General features: G+C 62.2%; 11 protein-coding genes. 6 read left to right on the top strand and 5 right to left on the bottom strand.

The features are described 5' to 3' along the window. Positions 1 to 884: 884 nt before the first annotated feature. The 3 genes from LOY69_RS27810 to LOY69_RS27800 all read left to right on the top strand — a co-directional run bounded on the left by LOY69_RS27810 (position 885) and on the right by LOY69_RS27800 (position 7639). Positions 885 to 4337, top strand: coding sequence for an alpha/beta fold hydrolase (locus tag LOY69_RS27810; RefSeq protein WP_265073875.1), 3453 nt, complete (start codon positions 885 to 887; stop codon positions 4335 to 4337). A 129-nt stretch (positions 4338 to 4466) separates the two neighbouring features. Continuing rightward, a complete protein-coding gene (locus LOY69_RS27805) occupies positions 4467 to 6335 on the top strand; it encodes a hypothetical protein (protein WP_102881092.1) in 1869 nt (622 codons plus the stop codon). A 47-nt stretch (positions 6336 to 6382) separates the two neighbouring features. Further along, entirely contained in the window at positions 6383 to 7639 is a 1257-nt protein-coding gene (locus LOY69_RS27800) for a metallophosphoesterase family protein (RefSeq protein WP_265073874.1), read from the top strand. 198 nt (positions 7640 to 7837) lie between these two features. On the opposite strand, the gene gbcA is transcribed toward LOY69_RS27800, so the two are convergent. After that, the gene (gene gbcA / locus LOY69_RS27795; protein ID WP_102881090.1) at positions 7838 to 9133 is read right to left on the bottom strand and encodes a glycine-betaine demethylase subunit GbcA; all 1296 of its coding nucleotides are present in this window, start codon (positions 9131 to 9133) and stop codon (positions 7838 to 7840) included. Between the two features lie 290 nt (positions 9134 to 9423). Here gbcA and gbcB point away from each other — a divergent pair, with 290 nt between their 5' ends. Beyond that, the gene (gbcB, locus tag LOY69_RS27790; RefSeq protein ID WP_265073873.1) at positions 9424 to 10524 is read left to right on the top strand and encodes a glycine-betaine demethylase subunit GbcB; all 1101 of its coding nucleotides are present in this window, start codon (positions 9424 to 9426) and stop codon (positions 10522 to 10524) included. 108 nt (positions 10525 to 10632) lie between these two features. On the opposite strand, the gene LOY69_RS27785 is transcribed toward gbcB, so the two are convergent. From LOY69_RS27785 to LOY69_RS27770, 4 genes are all read right to left on the bottom strand, one after another. Continuing rightward, positions 10633 to 12120, bottom strand: coding sequence for a hypothetical protein (locus tag LOY69_RS27785; protein ID WP_265073872.1), 1488 nt, complete (start codon positions 12118 to 12120; stop codon positions 10633 to 10635). A 934-nt stretch (positions 12121 to 13054) separates the two neighbouring features. Next, positions 13055 to 13879 carry a nitrilase-related carbon-nitrogen hydrolase gene (locus LOY69_RS27780; RefSeq protein WP_265073871.1) on the bottom strand — a complete coding sequence of 275 codons (825 nt, stop codon included), beginning with the start codon at positions 13877 to 13879 and terminating at the stop codon, positions 13055 to 13057. Next, a complete protein-coding gene (locus LOY69_RS27775; RefSeq protein WP_102881087.1) occupies positions 13876 to 15321 on the bottom strand; it encodes a purine-cytosine permease family protein in 1446 nt (481 codons plus the stop codon). Before LOY69_RS27775 ends, LOY69_RS27780 begins: the two co-directional genes overlap by 4 nt. Positions 15322 to 15674: 353 nt before the next feature. Further along, complete coding sequence (locus tag LOY69_RS27770; protein WP_102881086.1) at positions 15675 to 16715, bottom strand: threonine aldolase family protein; 1041 nt, start codon at positions 16713 to 16715, stop codon at positions 15675 to 15677. 116 nt (positions 16716 to 16831) lie between these two features. Between LOY69_RS27770 and LOY69_RS27765 the strand changes: the two genes are divergently transcribed. Next, a complete protein-coding gene (locus LOY69_RS27765) occupies positions 16832 to 17572 on the top strand; it encodes a TraX family protein (RefSeq protein WP_110594431.1) in 741 nt (246 codons plus the stop codon). Positions 17573 to 17838: 266 nt separating this feature from the next. Continuing rightward, a complete protein-coding gene (locus tag LOY69_RS27760) occupies positions 17839 to 19092 on the top strand; it encodes a serine hydroxymethyltransferase (RefSeq protein ID WP_047289636.1) in 1254 nt (417 codons plus the stop codon). Positions 19093 to 19115: the final 23 nt, after the last annotated feature.

The raw sequence follows: 19115 nt of genomic DNA, 5'->3' as shown, positions 1-19115 counted from the left end.
GATCAGTCTAAGCTGGCGATTTTCATGGCTTTTTTTCCAGGGCAGGGAAGTAGCCGAAGAGACTTTTGCACAGCACTTGCCCCCAAAGTCTGTTGGCGCTTCTGTGGATAAGATGTTCGCTTAGCGCTGCAGGCCCCGTAGAACCTGAGCTTGAATGGTTTGATCAAAAAACATCCAAATACGCTGTTCAGGCTCGATTATTCGGGTAAAGCCTCGATATTTCGCGGCCTCCAGGGGTTTTCCACAGTTGCTGATGCTTCTGACCCCAGTTGCCCCCAAAGTCTGTTGGCCGTTCTGTGGATAAGGTGTTCGCCTTCCTCTACAGGCCTCTGAATACGTGCCTTTCAGAGCTTTGTTCAATAATTGATCAATTGCCGGCAAAACCGCTGTTTTCCCATAAGTCACGGATTTTCTTGGCATTGCCTGCTGAAATATCCCCAACCCTCGCTCATTTGCCCACAGTTGCTGTGGGCCAAGGTGTGGATAACATGTTCGCGGAAGGCTGCACCCCCTGTAATCCATAGCGTGTACGGCAATAGATCAAATTTCGTACAGTTCTAATGGCTTTCTTGACAGTGATAGGTGGCCTGTCTTCACTGATGCCACAAGGACTTAGCGGCAACTTATCCACATCCGGCTCAGGGAGTGCAGGCAATGGATTGTCGTTTATCGCAGGTTTATCCGACCGGGGCCCCCCTCCCTAGACGTACCCGTCGCCGTGCCGCCAACCAGCGCGCACGTCTGTAGCCCTGCCCTTCGTTTTGTCCCTTCACTGCTTGTGTTTCAGGCGCCAAGGCCTGCCTGTTCGGCTGCCTGCGCGCTGACGGATGCACCCATTAGAGGCGACCACAGAGTTGCCCCATCAGCCTGAGAGGAACCCCGCCATGACTCGGATCGCGACCCCCATCAGCGAGATCCAGGAACACTACGACGTTGTTGTCATCGGTTCCGGCTACGGAGGTGGCATCGCCGCTTCCCGATTGTCCCGGGCCGGTCGGCGTGTCTGCCTGCTGGAGCGAGGGCGGGAGATCCAGCCGGGCGAGTACCCCAACACCCTGGCCACCGCCACCGAAGAGCTGCAGGTGCATGACCCCGACGGCCACATCGGCTCACGCACCGGGCTCTTCGATCTGCACGTCAACGCCCAGCAGAACGTGGTGGTCGGTTGCGGCCTGGGAGGCACGTCGCTGATCAATGCCAACGTCGCCCTGGAGCCCGAACCCGGGGTCTTCGACGACCCGCGCTGGCCCCGGGCGGTGCGCGAGCATCGCGATACCTTGCTCAAGGAGGGATATGCCCGGGCCCGGGAGATGCTCAAGCCCAATCCCTATCCCGATTCGGCGCCGACCTTGCCCAAGCTCCAGGCCAACCAGAAGTCCGCGGAGTATCTCAAGCAGGGTGCGCACTTCTACAAGCCGCCGATCAACGTGACCTTCACCAAGCTGCCCAACAACCTCAACCATGTCGGGGTCGAGCAACTGCCGTGCAACCACTGTGGCGACTGTGTCTCGGGCTGTAACAACAAGGCCAAGAACACCACCTTGATGAATTACCTGCCGGACGCCAGCAATCATGGCGCCGAGATTTTCTGCCAGGCCGAAGTGCGCTACCTGGAGCGGGAGGGCGATGGCTGGATCGTGCATTTCCAATATCTGGACAGCGGTCGCGAGAAGTTCTCGGCGCCGACCCTGTTCGTCAAGGCCGACATCGTGGTGCTCAGTGCCGGCACCCTGGGTTCCACGGAAATTCTCCTGCGCTCCAGGGCCAAGGGCCTGTCCACCTCGGACCAGCTGGGTGAGCACATGAGCGGTAACGGCGACATCCTCGGGTTCGGCCATAACTGTGAGCAGACCATCAACGGCATCGGCTTCGGCACCCATTCGGCCAGTGAGCTCAAACCCGTGGGGCCGTGCATCACCTCCATCATCGACATGCGCACCGAAGGCGACTGGCGCAGCCGCATGGTCATCGAGGAGGGGTCGATTCCCGGTGCCCTGGGCCGGGCCATGGTGCCCAGCATGGCGCTGTTTGCCGCGACCCTGGGCAAGGCCACCGACAACAGCCTCAGCGCTCAGTTGGGCTACAAGGAGCGGGAGGCCGAGAGCTTTCTGCGGGGGCCTTATTACGGTGCGCTGCACAACATGCAGACCTACCTGATCATGAGCCATGACGATGGCCGCGGCCGCATGCTGCTGGACGCCAAGGATCAACTGCGCATCGACTGGCCGGGCGTTGGCCAGCAGCCCAATGTGATTCTTGGCAACGAGCGCCTGTACCAGAGCACCAAGGCGCTGGGCGGAGTCTGGGTGGAGAACCCGATCTGGACCAAGCTGCTCAAGCACAGCATCGTTTCGGTGCACCCGCTGGGCGGCTGCGTCATGGGCGAAGACGCCGCTCAGGGGGTGGTCAACCACAAGGGCCAGGTGTTTTGCGGCGCCAGCGGCACCGAGGTCTATCCCGGGTTGTATGTGGCGGACGGCGCGGTGATTCCGACTTCACTGGCGGTCAATCCGCTGCTGACCATCTCGGCGGTCAGCGAGCGCAACATGCGCCTGCTGGCCGAAGATCGGGGCTGGAAGATCGATTACAGCCTGCCCTCGGCCCCGAGCAAGGCGGTGCCGGCGCCGACCCTGGGCGTGCAGTTCACCGAGACCATGAAGGGATATTTTTCCACGGCCTTCACCCAGCCCCAGGGCACCGATCTGGCGCTCTATCAGGAGGCGGCCAAGCGCGGCGAGGCGCAGAACTCTCCCATCGAGTTCACCCTGACCATCACGGCCAACGACCTCAACCGGATGATCAAGGAGCCCGAGCACGCTGCCACCCTGGTGGGCACCCTGGAGGCTCCGGCGCTGTCGGCTCAGCCCCTGGTGGCCAGCCACGGGGTGTTCAACCTGTTCGAGGAGTTCCAGCAGCAGGTGGGCGTGCGCCACATGAACTACGACATGCGCCTGACCGCCGAGGACGGCAACCAGTACTACTTCAGTGCGTTCAAGACCGTGCCCGAGGATCACGGCGTGCTGAACATCTGGCCCGACACCAGCACCCTGTACGTGACCCTGTACCGCGGCCAGGACAAGAGCGGCCCGGTGCTGGGCTCCGGGGTGATGCACATCCTGCCGGCGGACTTCGCCAGGCAGATGACCACCATGAAGGTGCTCAATGCGCGCAACGAGCGTGAGCGCATCGAGGCCCTGGCGCGCTTCGGCAAGTTCTTCGCCGGGATTCTCTGGGAGAGCTACGGCGGCGTGTTCGCCGGAGACATCTACTTCAACCCCGACGCGCCGCCGCGGAACAAGCGGCCCCTGGATGCGCCGGTGCCCACGGTGCAGTTCTTCGAGACCGAAGACCGGGTGCAGCTGCGCCTGACCCGCTACCAGGCCGGCAGCAAAGGCCCGGTGATGCTGGTGCATGGGCTTGGCGTGGGCTCCAACATCTTCTCCACCGACACCATCCAGACCAACCTGCTGGAGTACCTGTGCAAGCACGACTATGACGTCTGGCTCCTGGATTTCCGGGTCAGCATCCTGTTGCCGGCGAGCAAGCGGGAATGCAATGGCGACCAGATCGCGGCCTATGATTTCAAGGCCGCCATCGGCCAGATCAAGCAGGCGACCGGGGCCCGTGACGTGCAATGCGTGGTGCATTGCTATGGCGCCACGACCTTCTTCATGTCGCTGCTGGCGGGCCTGCAGGACGTGCGCTCGGTGGTCTGCTCGCAGATTGCCGCCGATACCGTGGTGGCCACCGCCACCGGGATCAAGGCCGGATTGCACCTGCCGGGCATGCTCGACGCCATCGGCATCAAGTCCCTGACGGCCTACGCCGACAGCAAGGAAAGCCTGTTCAACCGCCTCTACGACACGGCGCTCAACGGCTACGCGCGGATCGAGGCCCAGGGTTACTGCACCAATCCGGTGTGCCACCGCATCACCTTCATGTACGCCTCGCTGTACCGCCACGACACCCTCAACCAGACCCTGCACGACAACCTGCACGAGCTGTTCGGCGCCTCCAACATCGAGACCTTCGAGCATCTGGCACTGATCTGTCGCAAGGGGCACCTGGTGGACTTCAAGGGGCGTGACGTCTACATGCCGCATTTCGATCGGCTGAAGTTGCCCATCTGCTTTATCAGCGGCGCCGACAACCAGTGCTACCTGCCGCTAAGCACGCAGAAGACCTATGAACGCCTGAGCCAACTCCATGGCCCCGAGTTGTTCAGCCGCCACGTGGTGCCGGGTTACGGACACATCGACTGCATCTTCGGCAAGAACGCGGTGGTCGATGTGTACCCGCTGATGCTGGCGCACCTGGAAAAGACCGCCCGGGGCTGACCCAGGCCAGCCCGCGGCAAGATCGCCGCGGGCCCGCGCCAGATCAAGCAACAGGCACCGCAGCAAGCGCGCTTGGAGGCCAAGTGCAGGCTGCGGCGGCCGCTACACATGGATGCAGGGAAGGTTGATATGAACGCTTATATCCGCTGGTTCCAACGCTTCATCTGGCTGGGCATCGCCATGAACATGGTGTTCGCCCTGCCGGCGCTGTTTGCCCCGGCGCTGCTGACCGCGGTGGTCGGCTTGCCGCCGGTGCTGTCGGACCCCTGGCTGGAAAACACCGGCATGCTGCTGGTGGGCATCAGCCTGTTCTACATGCCTTCGGGCTGTAACGCGCCGCGCTTCGTGGTGCATTCCTGGCTGTGCGTGCTGTCGCGGCTGATCGCCGTGGCGTTCTGGATCTACCTGATCAATACCAGCAACCAGGCCCAGGTGTTCGTGCCCATGCTGATGGGCGACCTCAGCATGTTCCTGATCCTCGGCATCCTGCTGTACCTGGGCAGTGCCCCGGCCAACCGGCCCTGGGCCCTGCTCTGTGCCGGGCTGCACGACTGGCGCCAGTACTGGGCCGCCTGCTGGAAGCGCCACAGCTTTCGCGTGGGCAGCCTGGTCCTGCTGCTGGTCCTGGGGGTGGTCGGTTATGCCACGTGGGTCAACATGATTCGCGAAGTGCCCCAGCCGCCGGAAGCCTCGGACGAGGATCACTTCAAGTACGCCGCCATCGGCCTGGGGATCGAAGCGCGGATTCCTTACTACCTGTTTGCCGTGCTGCCGCAACTGTGCCCGGAAAAACTCCCGCGCCCCGGCGGTTACGAGGTCTTCGGCTTCCTCTACGAGAACGGCCGGGACCTGCCGGTGGGCATGGCCAAGCGGCAGCTCGGCTACCCCACGGTGGAGCCCAACTGCGCCCTGTGCCACACCGGTGCCTACCGGGCCAGCGCCAGCGATGTGTCCCAGGTGGTGCCCACCGCACCGGCCAACCTGATGCAGCTCCAGGCCTTCCAGTGGTTCGCCTACGATTGCGCCAGCGATCCGAAATTCACCGTGGATGCGCTGATGAACGCGATCAACGCCAAGTTCCAGCTGGGCTTTGTCGAACGCCTGTACAACCGCTACCTGATCATGCCCATGGCCAAGAGCGCGCTGCTCAAGCAGAAGCAGGCCTATGCCTGGCAGAAGCTGCGGCCGCAGCAAGGGCCAGGGCGCACCGACACCTTCAACCCGACCAAGATGGTGGTGTTCGGCTTCCCCGACGACTCCACCATCGGCACCGTGGACCTGCCGCAGATCTGGAACCAGAAGCCGCGGGAATCGATGTACCTGCACTGGGACGGCAACAACAACCAGATCCGCGAGCGCAACTACGCGGCGGCGATGGCAGTGGGCGCGACCCCGGAATCGGTGCTGCCTGAGAGCTTCAACCGGGTCACCAACTGGCTGCTGGGGCACAAACCGCCGGCTTGGCCGTTCGCCCTCGATCAGGCCAAGGTGGCCCAGGGCAAGCCGCTGTGGGAGGCCAACTGTGCCGGTTGCCATGATTTCGGCAAGGCCGACACCGGCCAGGTCACGACCAATATCCAGACGCTGGGCACCGATCCTCACCGCCTGGACTCCTTCACCACCGGCCTGGTGCAAGCCTTCCATGGGTTCAAGAAGCCGCCTTTCGATTTCGGTGCCTATCGCAAGACCCAGAGCTACAGCAACACCCCCACCGACGGTGTCTGGCTGCGGGCGCCTTATCTGCACAACGGCTCGGTGCCGAGCCTCTGGGACCTGTTGCAGGCTCCGGAATTGCGGCCCCAGGTGTTCTACACCGGCTCGGATGTGTATGACCCGCAGAAGGTCGGTTTCATCACCAGTGGCGCGGCGGTGCAGGGGCCGGGCTCCTTCAAGTACGACACCCACCTGGAGGGCAACAGCAACAGCGGCCATCTGTACGGCACGCAGCTTTCCGCAGAGCAGAAGTGGCAGTTGATCGAATACATGAAGACCCTGTGACGCCCGTTCGGCGTTTGGGCAAAGGGACCATCAAGAGGGATGCCGGCATGTCATTTGTGAGCAATCTGGAACATGAATACGAACAGGTCAAAGCCCGGGTCGACGGGCTGCTGGCCAGACTCGAGCTGGCCTGGAAAAAACTCCGTAGCGAGCTTGAACCGAAGGAGCTGCAGGCGATCGTGCAACTGCTGCAGCGCGCCCATGACCAGGCGCAGTACGCCCTGATTCACGGCGACTTGCCCCCCGGTCAGGCGCCGGTGCCCTGGGAGCTGGCCCACGGCCTGTCGGTCCTGCACCTGGGCAACGCCAAGCCCTTGCCGCAAACGGTGGCCGAGCTGCAGACCCAGGTGATGAAGGACGGCACCCTGCTGGGTTGTCGCCAATGGGAGCTGCTGGACCTGCGCTGGAGCGAGGCCTTGCTCAACTGGATCGAGAACCTGCGCAAGCACGCGACCTTCGGCACCACCCCGGCGCTGATCGAGATGGCCGACAACGTGCTGCTGGACATGGCCGGGGATTGGGGCACCGGCTACTTCCAACCCAATTCGGCGGCGCAGCGCGTGGCGGACCTGATCAAGCAGGACCAGCCGGATTTCACCGTCCACCTGGGAGATGTGTATTACGCCGGTACCGGCAGCGAAGAGAGCGCCGACCTTGCCGACTGGCCCATGGGCCGCCAGGCGTCATTCAGCCTCAACTCCAACCATGAAATGTACAGCGGTGCCCATGGCTACTTTGCCGAGATCGCCGCGCTGTTTCCCAAGCAGCAAGGCACCAGCTACTTCGCCCTGTTCAACAGCCACTGGCTGATCGTCGGCCTGGACAGCGCCTATGCCGCCGATGAAATGAACCTGTACATGGACGGCAACCTCAATCCCCCGCAGCAGCAATGGCTCAAGGACCTGGTAGCGAGCAAGGGGCAGGGGCGCAAGATCATGGTCCTCAGTCATCACCAGGGGCTGGATATCAGCGGCCAGCAGCAGACCGCGCTGTACAAACAGGTGGTCGCGGCCCTGGGCCGGGTGCCGGACTACTGGTACTGGGGGCACCTGCACAACGGCATCTGCTATGCGCCCAAGGACGGTATGTACGGGCGCTGCATCGGCCACGGGGCGATTCCCTATGGCGTCACTCGCGAATTGAAAGGCAACCCTCAGGTGCTGTGGTCGGAAACCCTGTCGGCAGATGATCCGAACTACCCGCTGCGGGTGCGCAATGGCTATGTGAGAGTGAAGTTGAGCGGCTCGCAGATCAGTGAAGACTTCATTGGCGAGACCGGCGCGGTCAGTTGGTCACAGCCCTGAAGGCCCTGTAGCCGCTGCCGAGCCCGCGAGGCTGCGACAAGGTCCGCAGGACCTTGCTTGACGGTTTCCCGCCGGACCTCAAGCGTTCTCAAGCTCGCTGCGTCTGCTGCGTCTGCCGCGTCGCAATGCCGCCCAAGCCGTTCGCAGCCTGCGGCAGCGGCTACATAATCCTGTAGCCGCTGCCGAACTCCTGCGGTGTCAGCCAGTGACCGGCACACCCTTGAGATAAGGCGCCGGTTCTGCGCCGAGGTTGCTCAGCATGCGCTCGCTGTACCAGTCGACGAAGTTGACCACGCCGAACTCATAGGTCTTGGAGTACGGACCCGGCTGGTAGGCGGTGGAGTTGATGCCACGCTGGTTTTCTTCCGCCAGGCGCCGGTCCTGGGCGTTGGTGGCGTCCCACACCTGGCGCATGCGCTCGACGTCGTAGTCCACGCCTTCCACCGCGTCCTTGTGCACGATCCACTTGGTGGTGACGATGGTTTCCTGAGCGCTGATGGGCCACACGGTGAACACGATGATGTGGTCGCCCATGCAGTGGTTCCATGAGTGCGGCAGGTGCAGGATGCGCATCGAGCCCAGGTCCGGGTTCTTGATCCGCCCCATCAGCTTGGCGCAGCCCTGCTTGCCGTCCAGGGTCATGGACACGGTGCCCTTGAGCAGGGGCATGCGCACGATGCGATTGCGCAGGCCGAAGCTGGCGTGAGCGTAGGGGATCTTCTCGGCTTCCCAGGCGGCGGCGGACGCGGCCACATGGTCCTTGAACGCCTGGTCGGCGCGAGGGTCGGTGACGTCGTCCCATTCCAGCAGGGTTTTCAGCAACTCGGGGTGCGAGCCGACGCAGTGGTAGCACTCGCGGTTGTTCTCCAGTACCAGCTTCCAGTTGGCCTTTTCGTGCAAGGTGGTCTGCACCGCCACCTTGGTGTTCTCCATGTCGTAGGGCTCCATGTAATGGGCCAGCGTGGAGAGGAAGTCGTCGATGGCCGGCGGATTCTCGGCCAGGGAAATGAAGATGTAGCCGCCGGCGGTTTTCACGTTCACCGGTTTCAGGCCGTATTGCTTCATGTCGAAGTCGGCGCCCATCTCGGTGCCGGCGAACAGCAGGCGCCCGTCCAGTTCGTAGGTCCACTGGTGGTAGTGGCAGACCAGCTTGGCCACCTTGCCCTTGTCGCTGGTGCACAGCCGCGAGCCGCGGTGGCGGCAGACGTTGTGGAAGGCGTGGACCACACCGTCGGCGCCGCGGATGACAATGATCGGGTTCTTGCCGATCTGCAGGGTGATGTAGTTGCCCTTGGTGGGGATCTCGCAGGTCATGCCGGCGATCAGCCATTCCTTCTGGAATATCTCCTGCATGTCGATATCGAACAGTCTGTCGTCGCAGTAGAAAGGCTGCGGCAGGGAGAAGGTCCGCTCGCGCTCCTGCAGCATCTGTGCAGTGGCCTTGCGTGCAGGTTCCAGTGGATCGCCCAAGCTCAGGGTTGCGGTGACGTCCATCGTTCAAGTCCTCATGGCCGTTCGGTGCGGCCGGCGAATTAAATAGTGGCTACGGTGGGTGCTACGCAAGTCACGAAAAATCGGTTGTCGTGTTTGAGGCGAGTGTGGGTCCGCGGGCGCCTTGAACCTTATCCATGGGCGACATGGCCCAATCTGTTCCCGACGGGGGAGCCCCTGTAACTGGGGGCTGGTCGCGATAAGCATGTGAATGTCGCAGATAGGTAAATGGGCGCGAGAAGCCTTACGCAGAATCGCTGACAAGACGCCGACAGTCGGCCGTGGAGAACAGCATGTCCAACACCTTCCTCAACCCGGTAACCACCCAGACCTGGGCCAATGGCCGTCACATCGTCCGTTGCGTCAAAGTCATCCAGGAAACCTGGGATGTGCGGACCTTCTGCTTCATGGCCGACCAGCCGATCATGTTCTTCTTCAAGCCCGGGCAGTTCGTCACCCTGGAGCTGGAGATCGAAGGCCAGCCGGTGATGCGTTCCTACACCATCTCCAGCTCGCCATCGGTGCCCTACAGCTTCTCGGTGACCATCAAGCGCGTGCCGGGCGGCAAGGTCTCCAACTGGCTCCACGACACCTTGCATGAAGGCCAGGAACTGGCGGTGCACGGGCCGGTGGGGCTGTTCAACGCCATCGATTTCCCCAGCCCGAAAGTGCTTTACCTCAGCGGCGGCGTCGGCATCACCCCGGTGATGTCCATGGCGCGCTGGTTCTACGACACCAACGGCAACGTCGACATGGTGTTCATCCACAGCGCCCGCTCACCCAAGGACATCATTTACCACCGCGAGCTGGAACACATGGCCTCGCGGATCGACAACTTCAGCTTGCACCTGATCTGCGAGAAACACGGCCTGGGCGAGCCCTGGGCCGGCTATCGCGGCTACCTGAACCACAAGATGCTGGAACTGATGGCCCCGGACTTCCTGGAGCGGGAAGTGTTCTGCTGCGGGCCGACGCCCTACATGAATGCCGTCAAGCGCCTGCTGGAAGCTGCCGGCTTCGACATGGCGCGCTACCACGAGGAATCCTTCGGCGCGACCCCGCCCGAAGCCCGGGCCGACGCGGTGGAGCATGCCGAGCAAGCCGCCGAAGCGCCGGAAGTGGATGTCGCCGACCTGCATCAGGTGGAGTTCACCGCCTCCGGCAAGAGCATCCGCGTGGCCCCGGGGGAAACCGTGCACGCGGCCGCAGCCAAGCTCGGCCTGATGATCCCCAAGGCCTGCGGCATGGGCATCTGCGGCACCTGCAAGGTACTCAAGCTGGGCGGCGAAGTGGTGATGGAACACAACGGCGGGATCACCGAGGAAGACGAAGCCGAAGGCTACATCCTGTCCTGCTGCAGCGTGCCCAAGGGCGACGTGCGGGTGGAATACTGAGACGCAAAGGCCGGCACTTGGACGGCCTCTCCGTACAGTATTGAGCAAGAGGCTTCAGACAGGGCGCAGGGCTCTGTCTGCAGGGGCATTGCCATTGGGGGGGCGACTTCAGTCGAGCGTTGCGCGATCTTCCACTTTGATGACAGTGCTGTTGTTGTCTGCCGATAGCACCGTAATCAACTTTCCGGAGAGCTCATCGTGCAGGGAATAACCGGGCATGAGCGGCGCATCCTTCATGCCTGAGGTACTTGCGGGTGTGGCATCGACAAGGGTGTGGGCCACGGTGTTACCTGAATACCGGACCTCACGCACTGTCACGCCGTTGACGAAGGGGCTGTCCACTGGCCACTCCTCGAACACGGGCTGTGGCTGCCTATACTCCAGCACCAGCGTCGAGCCGTCGGACCGATACAGACGGTAGCCTTGTGCGCCACCTGACTGCCAGAGCGGTGTCAGTTTGTAAGTGCCCGGTTTTTTTATGACAGGAACATCGCTGTCTTCCAGCGAGCCGGTGAACAGTTGGTAGTGCGCCGGGTACATTCTTTCACCTCCGCCGCCCATGGTGTCTGCTGCATCCGCCCCGCCTCCCTTACGGCACTGCGAGTTCAGTCGCACTACACCGTCGCTGATCGGACAGTCCTGTAGTGTGGAGGAGTGCAGGAAACCCAGGTTGTGGCCAAACTCGTGGCTCCACATCCAGTATTTGTGGCCCACGCCGTTGCTCAGTATCCAGTTGCCTGGCGTCTGTGCCAGTCCTTCCCACCTGCAGTTGGAGGATCTGGAGATATCCACCATCAGGAAGTCGTACTCGTCAGGCTCGACACCTTGTGCGCGAGCAGCAGAACGTGCGCGGTCGAGAATCATGGACGAGTCACAGGTCGCTGGCCGTTCGCCGAGATTGATGTTGCTCAGAAACTTTCCGTCGAGCGTCAGTTTTCCGTGGGAAGCCAGACGCAGATAATTCTTCAACGAGGTCCGGTAGTCTCCCTCACCGAGCACGGCATCGTGGATGAGGTTGGGGTTCGCAGGAAGGGAATCATTGTAATGAGTGGCCATTACCAGGGCTTTCTTGTGACCTAGAAGTGGCCGCTTCGGTGAGGGTATTTCGCCGGAATACGTCCAGTGTGCGGCGTCTTCCACATGGGGCACCGACATGGATGGAGTGCTGTTGGCGGCATCGGCGTTCAGGGTCTCCTTGCGTCCCTGATCAAGGCTGTATTTGTTTCTCAGGGTGATACTGGCATCCAGGTTGTGTTTGACGGTCCAAAGTCGCATTGAGGTGTAGCCGTCGCCGCTGCAGGCACCGAGAGTGACCGTTCTGCCATTGGACAAGGTTCGCAGGCATTGAGTCTCACTTGATTCGTTGTGAATGAAATAGTGACCGCCATTGTGTGCGGAGACTGTCCAGTTCTGTTCGCGGGAGCCATTGCAGGGAGCAAAGAACACCCGGCTCTTATCTTCGCCAACGGCCAAGCAGGTATCGATGCCCATGGATTTATTGTGCAGCGGCGCATAGCTGGCAGCGGCCGAGACGTTGGCAAAAGCAGAGAAAACCCCCAGTGCCGTGACTGAAAATAAAAGCGGTACAGGCCTCATGAAACTCTCCTTGAGGGTGCGGTATTATTTTAAGATTGTTCAAGGCGCTTTATAAGAGGCGCTCTTTGAATAATAAATGTTCGTATTGTTAGGTTGTTTGGAATGCGTGGTTGAGAGGGCGCAAACCAAGGGGCTGCCAGGGTGTTGTAGTTTTTAAAGGCAGTTCTTCAAGGGTAGAGTTTTGAATGTGGTGTCAGCTATAGAATAAGTACTGAAAGTCGAAGAGTGTGCGTCTTAAGGGCTGTGGCAGGTTTTAGTGAATGCCCTGGGGTGGCTGTCCGGATGATGTTATAGGCAGGGGGTAAAGCATTTTCGGGTAAGTGCCTGAAGAGAGGTGGATATTTCTTTATAGGCTGTAATTGGGTGTCGCGTGGTGTTATTTAGGACGTTTGTAGTATTTGCGCAGATGCTGTTCGTGCTCGGGTGGATGGATGTTGATCTGGGCGGTAAATTCCGATGTCTTGAATGAATAATGCACGGGGGTGGAGTTGTTTTGTTTGCTTGAACTAAGGGTTGTCGGCGGAGGCGTTCTTTATTGCAGGTAAGAAATACCTGTCGATGAGTTCCGTCTCCGCGTCAAAATATAGACGGCTTGCTGTTCGGGAACTTGGTGTATGGGGGCGGGGTGAGGGGGCGGTGTCATGTTTGCGCTGGCGAGAAACTTCAGTTGTTTTATTAATTGATTTTTACAAAGAGTCATTTTGTTTTGGTGCTTGTGCTGGCTATATAAATACTAATTTGTTCCTGTGTTCGGGTAGTTGGATCTGTAGGAGGATCACTCGATGCCTGATTTTAAAAGTATCTACAGTGGTGCTCTGGGCCACAGTTGAATTCTGGTTTACAGATTGACGCAATCGGGCGTCTGCAAGCACCTCGGTCCCGGAGCAAGGCATGGCCCGGATGGTCGAGAGGGCTTGCAGTCGAGGCTGATTAGTTAGTACAGACCGGGCCGCCGATCCAGGTGCACATGGTTATGTTCACTGATGGACTTGTGCCAGGCCTGGGCCAGGTTCAGCTCCGCCAGCAGCAACTGCTGCCCGTTTTCCCGATTCTTGCCCGCCAACGGATAGCCATCGGCATCGACGATGGTCGAGCCGCCCACCCAGTTCACCCCGCGCTCTTCGCCGCAGCGGTCGCAGGCGGCGATGAACATCCGGTTGACCGCCGCGTTGGCCTGGACCCGGACCATCTCCGCCGGCCGCTCGCTGGGCGGGCGCGGGCCGTCTGGCCAGTTCACCGGCGCGCATAAAAGCGCGGCCCCGGCCAGGGCCGGCAGGCGCACCCATTCGGGGAACTCCAGGTCGTAGCAGATCATCATGGCGATCGGCCCGAAGCGGGTGGGCACCACGGGGGGCGGCTCGTCGCCCGGGGTGAAGATCAGGTTCTCCCGGTCCCACAGGTGCGCCTTGCGATACACCGTCAGCGTTCCTTCAGGCTCGATCAGGGCGGCGCTGTTGGCCACTCGCTGATCGTCCAGGCGCTCGCAGAAGCCGCCGACAATCACCACCTGCAGTTCTTCGGCCAGGGTTTTCCACAGGCTCAAGGTCGGCCCGTCGAGGCTTTCCGAAAGTGTCAGGGCTTCTTGCAGGTCGCGGAACACGTAGCCGCTCTGCACCAGCTCCGGCAGCACCACCACTTGGGCGCCGCGGGCGGCGGCCTGGCGGATGGCCTCGGTGCTGAGGGTGCAGTTGTAGTCCAGGTCGCCGATTCGTGGTGCCAGTTGCTGGCAGGCCACTTTCAGGGATGTCTGGGGGATCATTGCGCGCCTCCTTCCAGTTGCTGTTCGCTGGCCTGGATAGCCAGGCGTTCGGCTTCCAGGTCCAGGTTGCGGGTCAGTGCCCAGTAGACCAGCCCGGCCACCGCCAGGCCAATCACGAAGGCGACGTCGGCGCCGCCCAGGGCCTGGGACAGTGGGCCCTGGTAGAAGCTCAGGGACATGAACGGCACCATCGCCAGCAAACCGAGGAAGTAGGCCAGCAACCCGGCGCTGGACCAGCGGCCATAAATGCCGGCGGGATTGAAGATGTGGCTGATGGCGTAGCGGCCTTTGCGCACCAGGTAGAAGTCCGCGAGGTTGACCGCGGTCCAGGGCACCAGGAAGTACAGCATCAGCAGGACAAAGGTGTTGAAGCTGCCCAGGTAGCTTTCGGGAATGTTCATGGCGATCAGGAAGATCACCACCGCCACCAGCAGGATGCCGGTTACCCGGCTCTTGAGGTTGGGCTTGATCGACTTGAAACCGTCAATGGCGCTGATGCCGGTGAGCATGGCGCCGTAGCAGTTGACCGCCATGATGCCCACCAGCGCCGGCACCGCGATCAGCACGGTGAAGGTGCCGAAGCCGGGAATCAGGGTGTTGCCCACTTCGCGCACGCTGGCGATGGCATCTGGTGAGGGCAGGGCGGACGCCAGGAAGGCCCCCAGGGACATCAGCCACAGGGCCGAGCCGGCGGCGCCCAGGTAGGTCCAGAAAATCACCTGGCGCGACGGCGTCTGGTGCGGCAGGTAGCGCGAATAGTCGGAGACGTACACCGAATAGCTGATCTGGTAACCGGCGGCGGCCGACAGCTGGATCAGGAACGCCGACCAGGAAAACTGCGGGTCGGCCAGGGCCGAGTCGGCCTGCAGGGTCAGCAGGGCGCTGACGGTGAGCACCGCGAACACGCTGATCATCACGTAGGTCAGCCAGCGCTGCACGGTGTGCAACAGGTCATGGCCAACCACTGCGATCAGCACCGCGATGGCGATCATCAGGGTGTACCAGGGCGCCCGGGCCCCGGGGATCACCGTGTTGATGGCGTCGGTGGCGAGGATCACGTTGAACACGTTGAAGCCGATGTAGACGAACACCACCGCGGTGAACGGCACGATGGCCCCGCGCAGGCCGAACTGGGCGCGGGACTGGATCATCTGCGGCAGGCCCATGCGCGGCCCCTGGTTGGCGTGGAAGGCCATGCAGAAGGTGCCCAGGCACACGCCAATGACGATCGCCAGGATGGCATAGGGCAGACTCAGGCCCAGGGCCGCGCCGGTGAAGCCGGTGACCATGGTGGTGAGCACGAAGTTGCCGGTGAACCAGAAGGGGCCCTGGTGCCAGACCTTGCCGTGGCGCTCGTTGCGCGGCACGTAGTCGATGGAGCGGGTTTCGATCGCAAGGCCAGGAGACTGGGCCTTTTCGGTGACGCAAGACTGAGTCGTCATGGGTGGAGCCTTTGTTTTTATAGGTCGACCCCGGAGTCTCGGATAAAGGTGGCGGATGTTGAATCAGCAGGGGCAAATAATCAGTTCAGGAATTTGTGAACTGATGCTTTCGCTGGCCAGCCAGCTCCCGTGGAGGAGTGCGTGTCGTTGTAGAAGCCGGCTTGCCGGCGAAGGCGCCTGTGAGATCGGCACCTGGCTTGGGGGCCTGTTCGCTGGCTAGCCAGCTCCTACGGGGTGGGAGGTGCGCTGGCCGTTGTAGGAGCCGGCTTGCCGGCGAAGGCGCCTGTGAGACCGGCGCCCGGGTTGCGGGCCTCTTCGCTGGCCAGCCAGCTCCTACATGCGCAGGGGATGGGTCAGGCGCTCATGACGGTGCGGATGTCCGCTGCCAGTTCGCGCACGCGTTCTTCTTCGGTGTCCCAGGAGCACATGAAGCGCGCGCCGCCCTTGCCGATGAAGGTGTAGAAGCGCCAGCCCTTGGCCGTCAGGGCGGCAATCGCCGGTTCCGAGAGTTGCAGGAACACGCCGTTGGCCTGCACCGGGAACATCAGCTCCACGCCAGGGATGTCGGCCACCAGTTGGGCCAGCAACTGCGCGCAGTGGTTGGCGTGGCGGGCGTGCTTGAGCCAGGCGTCATTTTCCAACAGGCCGACCCAGGGCGCCGAGAGAAAGCGCATTTTCGAGGCCAGCTGGCCGGCCTGCTTGCAGCGGTAGTCGAAGTCTTCCGCCAGCTTGTGGTTGAAGAACAGGATCGCTTCACCCACCGCCATGCCGTTTTTCGTACCGCCAAAGCACAGCACGTCGACGCCGGCCTTCCAGGTCAGCTCCGCTGGGGTGCAGCCGAGGAAGGCGCAGGCGTTGGAGAAACGCGCGCCGTCCATGTGCAGGTTCAGCCCCAGTTCCTTGCAGGTGGCGCTGATGGCGCGCACTTCTTCAGGGGTGTAGACGCTGCCCACTTCGGTGGCCTGGGTCAGGGTCACCACCCGCGGCTTGGGATAGTGGATGTCCTGGCGCTTGAGGGCGATCTCGCGGATCGATTCCGGGGTCAGCTTGCCGTTCTGGGTGCCGGCGATCAGCAGTTTGGAACCGTTGGAGAAGAACTCCGGAGCGCCGCATTCGTCGGTTTCGACGTGGGCGGTTTCCGAGCAGATCACGCTGTGGTAACTCTGGCACAGCGACGACAGGGCCAGGGAGTTGGCGGCGGTGCCGTTGAAGGCGAAAAACACTTCGCAGTCGGTTTCAAAGAGCTTGCGGAAATGATCGGCGGCGCGAGCGGTCCACTGATCGTCGCCGTAAGCGCGCTCGTGGCCGTGGTTGGCCTGCTCCATGGCGGCCCAGGCTTCGGGGCAGATGCCGGAGTAGTTGTCGCTGGCGAACTGTTGGCTTTTGTCGGTCATGGCCGGCTTCCGTGTAAGAGAGTTCCGTGGTCGATGATGGTGCGCACTTTACCCAAGAACAATGGCCGAGCACACGCTCTGTTTATGCCGGAATAATGCAGGGCCCATAAGGATTTATGCGCGATGCGATGCTGAAAACCGACAACCGCCGGCGCGATGAGGCGCTGGATGCGCTGAAGTGGCTGGCGCTGCTGAGCATGGTGCTGGATCACCTGCGGTATGTGGGCTTGAGCCTGGACTGGCTGTACGTGCCGGGGCGCCTGGCGTTTCCCTGGTTCTGCCTGGCGATGGCGGTGAATCTGACCCGGGCCAGGGTTGAAACCGACCGTCGGCCCGGACCATGGCGTTACCTGGGCTGGCTGCTGCTGTTCAGCCTGCTGAGCGAGATTCCCTATCGCCTGTTCATTCCTGATCCCGACACCTTGAATGTGTTGCCGACCCTGGCCCTGGGCCTGCTGGTGGCCCGGGGCTGGCAGCAGCGTCGGGGACTGGCCTTGGCGCTTGGCCTGGTGGCCCTGTTGCTGGCGCTGGGTTTTTCCCGCTGGCTGATGTTTGGCGCCTTCGGGGTGTTGCTGCCACTGGCCTTGCTGCTGGTGCTGCGTCGCCCCTGGTATTTCAGCCTGTTGCCCGGGGCCTTGTGCCTGGCGGCCAACCAGTGGGAAACGTTGTTCCCGGCGGCGCGCCTGGGCAATCCGGTGGCGACCTGCGGTATTGCCGTTTGTCTGCTGGCGCCGTGGCTGGGAGTGATGCTGCTGCGGGGGCTGCGTGGCGGGTCGGTGCCGGCCATGCGCCGCTGGGCCTACCTGCTGTACCCGGCGCACTTTCTCCTGCTGCTGGCCCTGCGCCAACTCCTGTAGCCGCTGCCGCAGGCTGCGAACGGCTTGGGCGGCATTGCGATGCAGCAGACGCGGAGATCCTGAAGGCGCCGATCCAGAGCCTTCACTGGGCAGCGGTTCGAGGCATTTGTCCGTGGGCGCCAAGGCATGTCGTAAACGCACCTTTGCGTGGCGTCCATAGGCATTTGAGTTCCCCTTGCCGGTCATACCATCGCATCCAAAGGGCGCAGCTTTAAGGCTGGCCTCACCGAGACGAAAGGCGCAGCGCCGCCGCTGGGAGAGACGTGATGTTCAGCAAGCAAGACCAGATCCAGGGTTACGACGATGCACTGCTGGCGGCGATCAATGCCGAGGAACAACGCCAGGAAGATCACATCGAGCTGATTGCGTCGGAGAACTACACCAGCAAGCGGGTGATGCAGGCGCAAGGCAGCGGGCTGACCAACAAGTACGCCGAGGGCTACCCGGGCAAGCGCTACTACGGTGGCTGCGAGCATGTGGACAAGGTCGAGGCCCTGGCCATCGAGCGTGCCAAGCAGCTGTTCGGCGCCGATTACGCCAACGTCCAGCCGCACTCCGGTTCTTCCGCCAACAGCGCGGTGTACCTGGCGCTGCTGCAGGCCGGCGACACCATTCTCGGCATGAGCCTGGCCCATGGCGGCCACTTGACCCACGGCGCCAAGGTGTCGTCCTCGGGCAAGCTGTACAACGCCGTGCAGTACGGCATCGATACCCGCACCGGGCTGATCGACTACGACGAGGTCGAGCGTCTGGCCGTGGAACATAAGCCGAAGATGATCGTCGCCGGCTTCTCGGCCTACTCCAAGACCCTGGATTTCCCGCGCTTCCGGCAGATCGCCGACAAGGTCGGGGCGCTGCTGTTCGTCGACATGGCCCACGTCGCCGGGCTGGTGGCCGCCGGTCTGTATCCCAACCCGCTGCCTTATGCCGACGTGGTCACCACCACCACCCACAAGACCCTGCGCGGTCCCCGTGGTGGGCTGATCCTGGCCAAGGCCAACGAAGAGATCGAGAAGAAGCTCAACGCTGCGGTGTTCCCGGGTGCCCAGGGCGGTCCGTTGATGCACGTGATCGCCGCCAAGGCGGTGTGCTTCAAGGAAGCGCTGGAGCCCGGGTTCAAGGCCTACCAGCAACAGGTGATCGACAACGCCCAGGCCATGGCCGGCGTATTTATCAAACGCGGCTACGATGTAGTGTCCGGTGGCACCGACAACCATCTGTTCCTGGTCAGCCTGATCCGTCAGGGCCTGACCGGCAAGGATGCCGACGCCGCCCTGGGCCGCGCCCACATCACCGTGAACAAGAACGCCGTGCCCAACGACCCGCAGTCGCCGTTTGTCACCTCCGGCCTGCGCATCGGCACCCCGGCGGTCACCACCCGCGGATTCAAGGTCACCCAGTGCACTGAACTGGCCGGTTGGATCTGCGACATCCTCGATCACCTCGGCGATGCCGACGTCGAGGCCAATGTCGCTCGCCAGGTGGCAGCCCTGTGCGCTGATTTCCCGGTTTACCGCTGAGAGCCGCAATTGGAGCAATGACT

The organism is Pseudomonas sp. B21-059 (assembly GCF_026016285.1).
In the GTDB taxonomy this organism is placed as follows: domain Bacteria; phylum Pseudomonadota; class Gammaproteobacteria; order Pseudomonadales; family Pseudomonadaceae; genus Aquipseudomonas; species Aquipseudomonas danubii.
The sequence above is the reverse complement of the archived record's forward strand: the minus strand, read 5'-3'. Positions and strand labels throughout refer to the sequence as shown.